General features: G+C 58.4%; 13 protein-coding genes and 1 tRNA gene. 2 read left to right on the forward strand and 12 right to left on the reverse strand.

What is annotated here, in order from left to right; genetic code table 11:
• Window positions 1-4 precede the first annotated feature (4 nt).
• The 6 genes from iscA to trmJ form a co-directional block, all read right to left on the reverse strand.
• Window positions 5-328: an iron-sulfur cluster assembly protein IscA gene (gene iscA / locus BK670_RS25535; protein ID WP_003227904.1), complete on the reverse strand. Its 324-nt coding sequence runs from the start codon at window positions 326-328 to the stop codon at window positions 5-7.
• A gap of 34 nt (window positions 329-362) precedes the next feature.
• Complete coding sequence (gene iscU / locus BK670_RS25540; protein ID WP_003227907.1) at window positions 363-749, reverse strand: Fe-S cluster assembly scaffold IscU; 387 nt, start codon at window positions 747-749, stop codon at window positions 363-365.
• A gap of 101 nt (window positions 750-850) precedes the next feature.
• Complete coding sequence (locus BK670_RS25545; protein ID WP_123453930.1) at window positions 851-2,065, reverse strand: IscS subfamily cysteine desulfurase; 1,215 nt, start codon at window positions 2,063-2,065, stop codon at window positions 851-853.
• 47 nt (window positions 2,066-2,112) lie between these two features.
• Window positions 2,113-2,604, reverse strand: a complete 492-nt coding sequence (iscR, locus tag BK670_RS25550) for a Fe-S cluster assembly transcriptional regulator IscR (protein ID WP_003227911.1) — start codon at window positions 2,602-2,604, stop codon at window positions 2,113-2,115.
• A gap of 247 nt (window positions 2,605-2,851) precedes the next feature.
• Window positions 2,852-3,628: a serine O-acetyltransferase gene (gene cysE / locus BK670_RS25555; RefSeq protein ID WP_007916901.1), complete on the reverse strand. Its 777-nt coding sequence runs from the start codon at window positions 3,626-3,628 to the stop codon at window positions 2,852-2,854.
• 3 nt (window positions 3,629-3,631) lie between these two features.
• A complete protein-coding gene (gene trmJ / locus BK670_RS25560; protein WP_123453932.1) occupies window positions 3,632-4,402 on the reverse strand; it encodes a tRNA (cytosine(32)/uridine(32)-2'-O)-methyltransferase TrmJ in 771 nt (256 codons plus the stop codon).
• A 145-nt stretch (window positions 4,403-4,547) separates the two neighbouring features.
• Between trmJ and suhB the strand changes: the two genes are divergently transcribed.
• A complete protein-coding gene (gene suhB, locus BK670_RS25565) occupies window positions 4,548-5,366 on the forward strand; it encodes a type III secretion system regulator SuhB (RefSeq protein WP_016773320.1) in 819 nt (272 codons plus the stop codon).
• Between the two features lie 247 nt (window positions 5,367-5,613).
• Here the strand turns inward: suhB and BK670_RS25575 are convergent, their stop codons facing one another.
• From BK670_RS25575 to queA, 6 genes are all read right to left on the reverse strand, one after another.
• Complete coding sequence (locus tag BK670_RS25575) at window positions 5,614-6,162, reverse strand: glycine zipper 2TM domain-containing protein (protein WP_007956693.1); 549 nt, start codon at window positions 6,160-6,162, stop codon at window positions 5,614-5,616.
• A gap of 121 nt (window positions 6,163-6,283) precedes the next feature.
• Window positions 6,284-7,198, reverse strand: a complete 915-nt coding sequence (secF, locus tag BK670_RS25580; RefSeq protein WP_123453934.1) for a protein translocase subunit SecF — start codon at window positions 7,196-7,198, stop codon at window positions 6,284-6,286.
• A 9-nt stretch (window positions 7,199-7,207) separates the two neighbouring features.
• Window positions 7,208-9,076 (reverse strand): protein translocase subunit SecD, encoded by a 1,869-nt coding sequence (secD, locus tag BK670_RS25585; RefSeq protein ID WP_123453936.1) that lies wholly within the window; start codon window positions 9,074-9,076, stop codon window positions 7,208-7,210.
• Between the two features lie 64 nt (window positions 9,077-9,140).
• On the reverse strand, window positions 9,141-9,479 hold the full coding sequence (gene yajC / locus BK670_RS25590) for a preprotein translocase subunit YajC (RefSeq protein ID WP_007916913.1): 339 nt from the start codon (window positions 9,477-9,479) through the stop codon (window positions 9,141-9,143).
• 43 nt (window positions 9,480-9,522) lie between these two features.
• On the reverse strand, window positions 9,523-10,638 hold the full coding sequence (gene tgt / locus BK670_RS25595) for a tRNA guanosine(34) transglycosylase Tgt (RefSeq protein ID WP_162130185.1): 1,116 nt from the start codon (window positions 10,636-10,638) through the stop codon (window positions 9,523-9,525).
• Between the two features lie 14 nt (window positions 10,639-10,652).
• Window positions 10,653-11,717: a tRNA preQ1(34) S-adenosylmethionine ribosyltransferase-isomerase QueA gene (gene queA, locus BK670_RS25600; RefSeq protein ID WP_123453938.1), complete on the reverse strand. Its 1,065-nt coding sequence runs from the start codon at window positions 11,715-11,717 to the stop codon at window positions 10,653-10,655.
• Window positions 11,718-11,825: 108 nt separating this feature from the next.
• On the opposite strand from queA, the gene BK670_RS25605 reads away from it, so the two are divergent.
• A tRNA-Leu gene (locus BK670_RS25605) sits at window positions 11,826-11,910 on the forward strand.
• Window positions 11,911-12,734 lie beyond the last annotated feature (824 nt).

The raw sequence follows: 12,734 nt of genomic DNA on the forward strand, positions 1-12,734 counted from the left end.
AGCCTCAGATGTTGAAGCTTTCGCCGCAGCCACATTCACCGCGTACGTTGGGGTTGTTGAACTTGAAGCCTTCGTTCAACCCTTCCTTGACGAAGTCGAGCTCGGTGCCGTCCAGGTAGGCGAGGCTTTTCGGGTCGATAATCACTTTTTCGCCGTGACTTTCGAACACCTGATCCTCTGCAACCACCTCGTCGACAAACTCCAGCACGTAGGCAAGGCCGGAACAGCCTGTGGTGCGAACACCCAGACGAATCCCTTCACCTTTGCCGCGCCCGTCGAGGGAGCGCCGCACGTGTCGAGCAGCCGCTTCTGTCATGCTGATAGCCATCGGTGACTCCTTACTCGTCGCCAAATCCAGAAAGTCAGATCAAGCCTTTCTTCTGCTTGTAATCGCGAACAGCCGCCTTGATAGCGTCTTCAGCCAGTACCGAGCAGTGAATCTTCACTGGCGGCAGGGCCAGTTCTTCGGCCAGCTGGGTGTTCTTGATAGTTTCGGCTTCGTCCAGGGTCTTGCCCTTCATCCACTCGGTGGCGAGGGAGCTGGAAGCGATGGCCGAACCGCAGCCGTAGGTCTTGAACTTGGCGTCTTCGATAACGCCCTGATCGTTGACCTTGATTTGCAGACGCATCACGTCGCCGCACGCCGGAGCGCCGACCATGCCGGTGCCGACATCAGGATCTTCCGCGTTCATCTTGCCGACGTTGCGCGGGTTTTCGTAGTGGTCGATGACCTTTTCGCTGTAAGCCATGATTCTCAATCCTCACTCATCAGGGCCGCTCTTGAGACCCTGCAACTGCGCTGCGTAAACCGCCGCGTCGCTACAGGATCTGTATCTGGCGGCTTCTATATTTAGTGTGCCGCCCACTCGATTTTCGAGATATCGACGCCGTCTTTGTACATGTCCCACAGCGGCGACAAAGCGCGCAGCTTGGTAACGGCCTCGCAGACTTTCTGCGCGGCGTAGTCGATTTCTTCTTCGGTGGTGAAACGGCCGAAGGTGAAGCGGATCGAGCTGTGTGCCAGTTCGTCGTTGCGGCCCAGGGCGCGCAGTACGTACGAAGGCTCGAGCGACGCCGAGGTGCAGGCCGAACCGGACGAGACCGCCAGATCCTTGAGCGCCATGATCAGCGACTCGCCTTCAACGTAGTTGAAGCTCAGGTTCAGGTTGTGCGGAACGCGGGCAGTCAGACTGCCGTTGACGTACAGCTCTTCCAGGTGCTCGACCTGCTTGTAGAAACGGTCGCTCAACGCTTTGATACGGACGTTTTCAGCCGCCATGTCTTCTTTGGCGACGCGGAACGCTTCACCCATGCCGACGATCTGGTGGGTCGCCAGAGTGCCGGAACGCATGCCACGCTCGTGACCGCCGCCGTGCATGGTCGCTTCGATGCGCACACGCGGCTTGCGGCTGACGTACAGCGCGCCAATGCCTTTAGGGCCATAAGTCTTGTGGGCGGAGAACGACATCATGTCGACTTTCAGCTTCTGCAGGTCGATCTCGACCTTGCCAGTGGACTGAGCAGCGTCGACGTGGAACAGGACGCCCTTGGCGCGGAGCATTTCGCCGATCGCTGCGATGTCGTTGATGGTGCCGATTTCGTTGTTCACGTGCATCACGGAGACGAGAATGGTGTCTTCGCGCAATGCAGCTTCAATCATGGCCGGAGTGATCAGACCGTCAGTCTGAGGCTCGAGGTAAGTGACTTCGAAACCTTCACGCTCCAGTTGGCGCATGGTGTCGAGGACAGCCTTGTGCTCAATCTTGGAGGTGATCAGGTGCTTGCCCTTGGAGCCGTAGAAATGTGCCGCACCCTTGATTGCCAGGTTGTCGGACTCGGTGGCACCGGAAGTCCAGACGATTTCGCGCGGATCGGCATTGACCAGATCGGCCACCTGACGACGGGCGTTTTCAACGGACTCTTCAGCCTTCCAGCCGAACACGTGGGAACGGGACGCCGGGTTACCGAAGTTTCCGTCGACCAACAGGCATTCACTCATTTTTTGCGCAACACGCGGATCAACCGGGGTGGTCGCAGAGTAATCAAGGTAAATCGGCAATTTCATGGACTATCTCCTAAATCAGGGCTGGCGTGCCGCTAGCTCTTTGGCTGTCATTCGACGGCGGACGCTTCAATCTTGTCCAGGCGTGGCGCCTTGCTGTTGCAACGGCGCTGGTCCTGACGCTGGGCTACTTCTTGCACCTCACGGCGAGTCACAAGATCAGCCAAGCTGATACCACTTAGAAATTCGTGAATCTGCAGGCTCAAATCGCACCACAGATGATGGGTCAGGCACGTGTCGCCGGAATGGCAATCGCCCTGGCCCTGGCATTTGGTGGCATCAACCGATTCGTTTACCGCATCAATCACCTGGGCGACCTGGATGCCCTGCATGTCGCGGGACAACTGGTAGCCACCACCCGGGCCGCGAACACTGGAAACCAGGTTACTGCGGCGCAGCTTGGCGAACAGCTGTTCAAGGTAGGACAGGGAGATGCCTTGGCGCTCGGAGATATCGGCCAGGGACACGGGCCCGTGCTGCGCGTGCAACGCCAGGTCAAGCATGGCGGTCACGGCGTATCGGCCTTTTGTAGTCAGTCGCATGGACAGTTACCACGGAGTTCAGAATGGGGCGAGTATGCAATTCCCGAGTATTTAAGTCAACTTTAAGACCTAGTACTTTAGTCAGGTTTACCCGCAAAAGAGCGCGCGAATGATAGCAGGGTCTGCGGCTTAATGGCACACCGGCTGGCGCAAGCCTGTGTAGGAGCTGCCGCAGGCTGCGATCTTTTGATTTTGCTCTTTATTAAGATCAAAGGATCGCAGCTTTCGGCAGCTCCTACAGAGGGCTTTAGCTGGCTTTGGATTCGTCTTTGCCTTTGACGCAGGCAAAGTCTTCTTCACGCAGCTCAGGCAGATCTTTCGCACAGTAATTGCTGCCCAGATCCTTCAGTGCGCCGCACATACCCTCCAGACGCCCGTCCACCGCTTGCAGGTGATCGAGCAACTGGCCAATGGCGCGCGCCACCGGGTCAGGCATGTCTTCGCTGACGCCATAGGCATCGAACCCGATCTTCTCGGCCATGGCCTTGCGCTTGGCATCCTGCTCTTCGTCGGATTTGACGATGATCCGCCCCGGAATACCGACAACAGTGGCACCCGGCGGCACTTCTTTGGTCACCACGGCGTTGGAACCGACCTTGGCACCAGCGCCGACCGTGAACGGGCCGAGCACCTTGGCGCCCGCACCCACAACAACACCGTCGCCCAACGTCGGGTGGCGCTTGCCTTTGTTCCAGCTAGTGCCACCGAGGGTCACGCCCTGATAAATGGTCACGTCATCGCCAATCTCGGCGGTTTCACCGATGACGATGCCCATGCCGTGGTCGATAAAGAAACGACGACCGACCTTGGCCCCCGGATGAATCTCGATCCCGGTCAACCAGCGGCCGAAATTGGACACCAGCCGCGCCAGCCATTTCAGCTCGTTGCGCCACAGCATGCCGGCTAACCGATGAATCCAGATCGCATGCATGCCGGGGTAGCAGGTCAGGACTTCAAAAGCGTTACGCGCCGCCGGGTCTCGATGGAATACGCTCTGGATATCTTCACGCAAACGCTCAAACATCATTTAGTCCTTCCGCTTAAGAAGCTCACCACGGGCCGCTTTCTGGGTTTCCGTGAGGATGCCACGCAAAATATTCATTTCCGCCCGGCTGACCGAGCTGCGTCCGTACAACCGGCGCAGGCGCGCCATCAAGTGCCGTGGCTTTTCCGGATCGAGGAATTCGATGGCGACCAGCGTCTGCTCCAGATGCTCATAAAAGCGCTCCAGCTCATCCATGGTCGCCAGCTCGGCACTTTTCACCGAGGCTACTTCTTCTTTCTCGATCTTGCTTGGCTGACCTTGTGCAGCCAGCCATGCCATGCGCACTTCGTAGCTCAACACCTGCACCGCCGCCCCGAGATTCAGCGAGCTGAATTCAGGATCGGAGGGGATGTGCACGTGAAAATGACATCGCTGCAGCTCGTCATTGGTCAGGCCGGAATCTTCACGACCGAACACCAGGGCGATTTCAGCGCCCTGCCCGGCTTCTTCGACCACTTTAGTACCGCACTCGCGCGGATCCAGCAGCGGCCAAGGGATACGCCGGTCACGGGCGCTGGTGCCAAGCACCAGATTGCAGCCGACCAAGGCGTCTTCCAGAGTGGCAACGACTTGCGCGCTTTCAAGAATGTCACCGGCACCGGAAGCACGAGCGTCGGCTTCGTGATGCGGGAAGACCCGCGGTTCGACCAACACCAATCGCGACAGACCCATGTTTTTCATGGCGCGCGCGGCCCCGCCGATGTTGCCGGGGTGGCTGGTATTGACCAGGACGACACGAATGTTCTGCAGCAAGGGAGGCGCTCTCGGACACAGGAAAGGGGTGCAAATCTTACAGAACAGCCTACCGTTAAGCTATGAAAGCGAACAGCGTCCTTCACCTGAAGAAAAGTTCTGATAGAATGCGCGGCTTTCTTTAACAACCTTAGGTGACACATCCATGCAGCCCATGCTGAATATCGCGCTGCGCGCCGCCCGCAGCGCCAGTGAACTGATCTTCCGCTCCATCGAGCGCCTGGATACCATCAAGGTCGACGAAAAAGACGCCAAGGATTATGTATCCGAGGTCGATCGCGCCGCCGAACAGAAAATCATCGACGCCCTGCGCAAGGCTTACCCGAATCACTCGATCCAGGGTGAAGAGACTGGCCTGCACGCCGGCACCGGCATTGAAGGCGAAGAATACCTGTGGATCATCGACCCACTGGACGGTACCACCAACTTCCTGCGCGGCATTCCACACTTCGCTGTCAGCATCGCCTGCAAATACCGCGGTCGCCTGGAACACGCAGTGGTTCTGGACCCGGTTCGTCAGGAAGAATTCACTGCCAGCCGTGGTCGCGGCGCTCAACTGAACGGTCGTCGTCTGCGCGTCAGCGGTCGCACCAGCCTTGACGGCGCCCTGCTGGGTACCGGCTTCCCGTTCCGTGACGACCAGATGGACAACCTCGACAACTACCTGGGCATGTTCCGCGCCCTGGTTGGCCAGACTGCCGGCATCCGCCGCGCCGGCTCCGCCAGCCTGGACCTGGCTTATGTTGCTGCCGGTCGTTTCGACGCGTTCTGGGAGTCGGGCCTGTCCGAGTGGGACATGGCTGCAGGCGCCCTGCTGATTCAAGAAGCCGGCGGCCTGGTGAGCGACTTCACCGGCGGTCACGACTTCCTTGAAAAAGGCCACATCGTTGCCGGCAACACCAAATGCTTCAAGGCAGTTCTGACGGCGATCCAGCCGCACCTGCCAGCTTCGCTGAAGCGCTAAGCTTTTCGCGAAACGCAAAAAGCACCCTTCGGGGTGCTTTTTTTATGCCTGAAATTCAACCTCTGCCACGCCATTGGACCAATGTAGGAGTGAGCCTGCTCGCGATAGCGGTGTACCAGCCCCATCTGTTTTGAATGATAAATAGCTATCGCGAGCAGGCTCACTCCTACAGGGGATTTGTTGTGTGGTTTAAATTGCGGTCAAAAAAAAGCACCCCGCAGGGTGCTTCTTTTTAAACGGTCGGTCTTTACTGACCCGGCTCATTCTGCGACAGAATCAGCTTGCCTTCCTTATCGACTGGAATCTGGTTACCCGGATCGCGATCCATGCGCACTTTGCCTTCCTTGCCATCGAGCGAGTAACGCACGTCGTAACCGACGACCTTGTCACTGATGTCATTGACCGTGTTGCAGCGGGTTTGCGTAGTGGTGTAGGTGTCACGCTCTTGCATGCCTTCCTGCACCTTGTTGCCCGCATAACCGCCACCGACTGCACCAGCCACCGTGGCAATTTTCTTGCCGGTGCCGCCGCCGATCTGATTACCCAGCAAGCCACCTGCCAGCGCACCCACAACGGTACCGGCAATCTGGTGCTGATCTTTTACCGGTGCCTGACGAGTCACTGTCACGTCCTTGCACACTTCACGTGGAGTCTTGATCTGTGTTTTAACCGGTTCGACGGCCAACACTTGCGCATACTCAGGGCCGCTTTTAACCAGGCTGTAGGTGGCAACAGCGCCCCCGGCAGTCACACCGACAGCACCCAATACCGCACCAACCAGCAACGACTTGTTCACATGAACCTCCTGACCATCACATGCGGGACACGCCCGCGCTTCTCCCAGCCTTGGAGCATAAAAAAAGGCGCGAGTTCAACTCGCGCCTTTCTTGGGCTGACAGCCGGGAAAACGATGGCCGTTATGGACGGTCGTCGACTTCCTTCTCGGTGTTGGCCGGAGGAATCAAATCCTCAGTGCTCAGGTTCAGCCAGATCAGGACCACGTTAGCGATGTAGATCGACGAGTAAGTACCCGCGAGAACACCGATGAACAGGGCGATGGAGAAGCCGAACAGATTATCGCCACCGAAGAACAGCAGCGCCGCAATCGCCAGCAAGGTGGAGATCGACGTCGCCATGGTCCGCAGCAGGGTCTGGGTGGTCGAGATGTTGATGTTCTCGATCAGCGAAGCCTTACGCAGGACGCGGAAGTTCTCACGAACCCGGTCGAATACCACGATGGTGTCGTTCAGCGAGTAACCGATGATCGCCAGTACCGCCGCCAGCACCGTCAGGTCGAAGGTGATCTGGAAGAACGACAGAATACCGATGGTCACGATCACGTCGTGGATCAGCGAAACGATGGCGCCGACCGCGAACTTCCACTGAAAGCGGAAAGCCAGGTAGATCAGGATGCCGCCGAGCGCCAGCAGCATGCCGAGGCCGCCCTGGTCGCGCAGTTCTTCACCGACCTGCGGGCCGACGAACTCGACACGCTTGACCGTTGCCGGGTTATCACCGCCGAGTTTCTGCAGCGCTTCCGCGACCTGATGGCCCAACTGCGGGTCTTCACCCGGCATGCGCACCAGCAGATCGGTGGTTGCACCGAAGCTTTGCACGATGGCTTCGTGGTACCCCGAAGTCACCAACTCCTCACGCACCTTGGTGACATCGGCCGGACGCTCGTAAGTCAGCTCGATGAGCGTACCGCCGGTGAAGTCCAGACCCCAGTTCATACCCTTGGTCACGACACTGAACATAGCCAGCAACGTGAGAAACACTGTGACGCCGAACGCGAAGTTGCGAACGCCCATGAAGTTGATTGTACGTAACATGGCAGCCCCTTAAATCCACAACTTCTTGAAGTCACGTCCGCCGAAGATCAGGTTGACCATTGCGCGGGTCACCATGATGGCCGTGAACATCGAGGTAAAGATCCCGAGGGACATGGTCACTGCGAAACCTTTGACCGGGCCGGTGCCCATGGCAAAGAGAATCCCGCCGACCAACAAGGTAGTCAGGTTGGCGTCGAGAATCGCGGTGAATGCCCGGCCGAAGCCTTCGTTGATTGCACGCTGCACGGTCATGCCGGCGGCGATCTCTTCACGGATCCGCGAGAAGATCAGCACGTTGGCGTCGACCGCCATACCCATGGTCAGCACGATACCGGCGATACCCGGCAGGGTCAGCGTTGCACCCAGCAGCGACATCAAGGCCAGCAGCAGCACCATGTTCACCGCCAGTGCGACAGTGGCGATGATGCCGAAGAAGCGGTAGATGGCGATGATGAACAGCGACACGAACAACATGCCCCACAGCGACGCATCGATACCTTTGGTGATGTTGTCAGCACCCAGGCTCGGGCCGATTGTGCGCTCTTCAGCAAAGTACATCGGAGCAGCCAGACCACCGGCACGCAGCAGCAACGCCAGTTCGGACGATTCGCCCTGACCGTTCAGGCCAGTGATGCGGAACTGAGCCCCCAGCGGCGACTGAATGGTCGCCAGGCTGATGATCTTCTTTTCTTCTTTGAACGTTTGAACGGCAACGTCTTTTTCGACGCCATCGACCACTTGCTTGGTGTAAGTGGTGACCGGACGCTGTTCGATGAAGATCACCGCCATGCTGCGACCAACGTTCGAACGGGTGGCGCGGCTCATCAGCTCGCCGCCGTGACCATCCAGGCGGATGTTCACTTCAGGGGTACCGTGCTCGCCGAAACCGGCCTTGGCGTCAGTCACCTGGTCACCGGTGATGATCAGGCCGCGCTCGATCTGCGCAGGAGGACGGTTGCCTTCACGGAACTCGAACGTTTCGGAAGTGGCTTTCGAAGCGCCCGGCTCTGCGGCCAGACGGAACTCAAGGTTGGCCGTCTTGCCCAGAATACGCTTGGCTTCGGCAGTGTCCTGCACGCCCGGCAGCTCAACCACGATGCGGTTGGCGCCCTGACGCTGAACGATCGGTTCGGCAACACCCAGCTCGTTGACGCGGTTACGTACCGTGGTCAAGTTCTGCTTGATGGAGTATTCACGGATTTCCGCCAGCTTGGCCGGGGTCATCGCCAGACGCAGCACCGGTTGACCGTTGAGGTCGGCCGGAACAATGTCGAAATCGTTGAAGTTCTTGCGGATCAGTGCACGGGCCTGTTCGCGGGAGTCTTCATCGCTGAAGCCCAACTGAATGGCACCGCCCAGTTGCGGCAGGCTGCGATAGCGCAGCTTCTCTTTACGCAGCAGGCTCTTGACGTCGCCTTCGTAGACTTTCAGGCGTGCATCAAGGGCTTTGTCCATGTCCACTTCCAGCAGGAAGTGCACACCACCGGACAAGTCCAGACCCAGCTTCATCGGGTGTGCGCCGAGATTGCGCAACCATTGCGGCGTGGTCTGTGCCAGGTTCAGCGCGACCACGTAGTCGTCACCCAATGCCTTGCGCACAACGTCTTTGGCCGGCAGCTGGTCTTCAGCCTTGCTCAGACGGATCAGACCGCCCTTGCCATTGGCCGCCAGCGTGGCTGCCTTGACATTGATCCCGGACTCTTTGAGCGCGGTGCTTACGCGATCCAGATCGGCCTGATTGACCTGCAGGGCCGTGCTGGCGCCGCTGATCTGAATGGCCGGGTCATCGGGGTATAGATTGGGAGCGGAATAAATCAGACCGATCGCCAGCACCGCCAGGATCAGAATGTATTTCCACAGAGGATATTTGTTCAGCATCACGCCGCCCGTTATGAACGCGGGGCGCCTTGCGCGCCCCGTCGATTGAGTAGAAGTTGTTGCTTCAGATCGCTTTCAGCGTGCCTTTTGGCAGCGTTGCGGCGATGGCGCCTTTCTGGAACTTCATTTCCACGGTGTCGGAAACTTCCAGAACCACGAAGTCATCGGCCACTTTGGTGATCTTGCCAGCGATGCCGCCGGTGGTGACCACTTCGTCGCCCTTCTGCAGGCTGCTCAGCAGGTTCTTCTGTTCTTTGGCGCGCTTGGCCTGTGGACGCCAGATCATCAGGTAGAAGATGACCAGGAAGCCGACCAGGAAAATCCACTCGAAACCGCCACCCATTGGGCCGGCAGCAGCCGGTGCAGCGGCGTCAGCCATGGCATTAGAGATAAAAAAGCTCATTTAGCACTCCAGTTGCAAATGTTGAATCTTGGGGTCAGAAAACTCAGTCCAAAGGCGGAACGGGGAGCCCGCGTTTGGCGTAGAAGGCATCGACAAAGGCGGCCAATGTACCCTGTTGAATAGCCTCGCGCAAACCAGCCATCAGCACCTGATAATGGCGCAAGTTATGGATGGTATTGAGCATGCTTCCCAGCATTTCGCCGCACTTGTCCAGGTGATGCAGATAAGCGCGAGAGAAGTTCTGGCAGGTATAGCAATCGCAGGTCGGATCCAGCGGCGATTCATCATGACGATGGAACGCGTTACGGATCTTCAGCACGCCTGTATCAATGAACAGATGCCCATTGCGGGCATTACGGGTTGGCATCACGCAATCGAACATGTCCACACCGCGGCGCACACCCTCAACCAGATCTTCCGGTTTGCCAACGCCCATAAGGTAACGAGGTTTGTCAGCCGGCATCATGCCCGGCAGATAATCCAATACTTTGATCATTTCGTGCTTCGGCTCGCCTACCGACAGACCGCCGATAGCCAGGCCGTCGAAGCCGATCTTGTCGAGGCCTTCGAGCGAACGCATGCGCAGATCCTGGTGCATGCCACCCTGAACGATGCCGAACAAAGCTGCGGTGTTGTCACCGTGAGCATTCTTCGAGCGCTGGGCCCAGCGCAGCGACAATTCCATCGATACGCGCGCGACGTCTTCGTCAGCCGGGTACGGCGTGCATTCATCGAAAATCATCACGATGTCGGAGCCGAGATCGCGCTGCACCTGCATCGATTCTTCCGGGCCCATGAACACTTTGGCGCCGTCGACCGGAGAGGCAAAGGTCACGCCCTCTTCCTTGATCTTGCGCATCGCGCCTAGGCTGAACACCTGGAAACCACCGGAGTCGGTCAGGATCGGGCCTTTCCACTGCATGAAATCGTGCAGATCACCGTGTTCCTTGATCACTTGGGTGCCAGGACGCAGCCACAGGTGGAAGGTGTTGCCCAGAATGATTTCCGCGCCAGTGGCGACGATGTCACGCGGCAACATGCCTTTTACCGTGCCATAGGTGCCCACCGGCATAAATGCCGGGGTCTCGACGGTGCCACGCGGGAAGGTCAGACGACCACGACGGGCCTTGCCATCGGTGGCAAGGAGCTCAAAGGACATTCGACATTCGCGACTCATTCTGTTTCCTCTGGGCCTGTGTCTTTAGGGGCAGTCGGTGCGGGATTGCGGGTGATGAACATCGCATCGCCGTAGCTGAAAAAGCGGTAACCGTTGTCGACGGCAGCCTTGTAGGCAGCCATGGTTTCGGGATAACCGGCGAATGCCGAAACCAGCATCAACAGCGTGGATTCCGGCAAGTGAAAGTTGGTCACCAGAGCGTCGACCACATGAAACGGCCGGCCCGGGTAGATAAAGATATCGGTGTCGCCACTGAACGGCTTGAGCACACCATCGCGCGCAGCGCTTTCCAGCGAACGCACGCTGGTGGTGCCGACCGCAATCACCCGGCCACCGCGCGCACGGCACGCAGCGACCGCATCGACCACGTCCTGGCCGACTTCCAGCCACTCGGTGTGCATATGGTGATCTTCAAGCTTCTCGACACGCACGGGCTGGAAGGTTCCCGCACCCACATGCAGCGTGACGAATGAGGTCTCGACGCCCTTAGCGGCAATCGCCTCCATCAGCGACTGATCGAAATGCAGCCCCGCCGTTGGCGCCGCCACCGCACCCAGACGCTCGGCGTACACGGTCTGATAACGTTCGCGATCCGAACCTTCATCCGGACGATCGATGTAGGGAGGCAACGGCATGTGCCCGACACGGTCGAGCAGCGGCAGCACTTCTTCAGCGAAGGCCAGTTCGAACAACGCATCGTGGCGCGCGACCATTTCCGCCTCGCCACCGCCGTCGACGAGAATCTTCGTGCCTGGTTTGGGCGACTTGCTGGAGCGTACATGGGCCAGCACGCGGTGCGTATCGAGCACGCGCTCAATGAGGATTTCCAGCTTGCCCCCGGACGCTTTCTGCCCGAACAGCCGCGCCGGAATCACCCGGGTATTGTTGAACACCATCAAATCGCCCGGGCATAAATGCTCAAGCAAATCAGTGAATTGACGGTGTGCCAAGGCGCCGCTCGGCCCATCCAGGGTCAGCAGGCGACTACCGCGACGCTCGGCCAAAGGGTGGCGGGCGATCAGCGAATCAGGGAGCTCGAAAGTAAAGTCAGCAACGCGCATGATGGGGTTCGTCTAGCAGGGCCGGGAAGTCTAGCGGAAATATCGAAAATTGACCATGAAACGTGATTGACCAACGGTAATGACCTCTCTATACTTCGCCGCCATTGAGCCCTGATGGCGGAATTGGTAGACGCGGCGGATTCAAAATCCGTTTTCGAAAGGAGTGGGAGTTCGAGTCTCCCTCGGGGCACCATTTGCAGTAAGTAGACGACTACCAACGTCTATATAACACCCCTAAAGCCCGCTAACTGCGGGCTTTTTGGTTTCTTGGGTTCCACCCCCGCCTCTTGCAATCCAGCTTCCTCGAAGATTTTTATCCAGCCTCTAGCGCCCCTCCCCGCAAAGCAGAACACCGCAAGCACTCCGACAGCGACATTCCCTACCCCTTGGTTCAGACGATAGCCACGAGTACCGGGATCTACTTAAGGCAAGCTGGCCAGCACGGAGATATGACTAACCCCCACCAGCAGCTTCCTTGCAGGCGGCTCGTAAAGGGCTACAGCGCCCGGATACCTCTTTGCCACACGGGCACAGCGGCAGGACATGCCTCCCCCTCTTAGACGCGCTACAGGGCGCCTATTCATACAAGAGCAGCTCCAGACAAAGCCATACAAAGCTCAAGACGATTCCCGTCCATCGCGACACGGATCCGCAACCAGCACTCAGGGATATCTAGCTGATCACACACCGCACCCACAACCGAGCGCAACCGCCAGCTGTTTCCGTGAGATGAGAAACCGTCCGCCACCAGGGAGCACCCGACGAATCTGGTGCGTTAGGAGCAGCTACAAAGAGGTCGGCGAGCCATGGCGTGCGACACCGCGATCGCGCCACTGCGCAAACGTGGCAACTTACGGATCATGGTGAAAACCAGCTGACGCACGCGGAGAGTGGCATTGCTGAGGAGTAACCAGGCGCGAAATGACTGCAAATGATGATTGGAGTTGCACGAGACACTGCAAAACTGCGGACAAAACAAAACCCCAACTGCTTTCGCAATTGGGGTTTCGGAATTTA

This window comes from Pseudomonas fluorescens, assembly GCF_003732425.1.
GTDB classification, from domain to species: Bacteria; Pseudomonadota; Gammaproteobacteria; order Pseudomonadales; family Pseudomonadaceae; genus Aquipseudomonas; species Aquipseudomonas fluorescens_BE.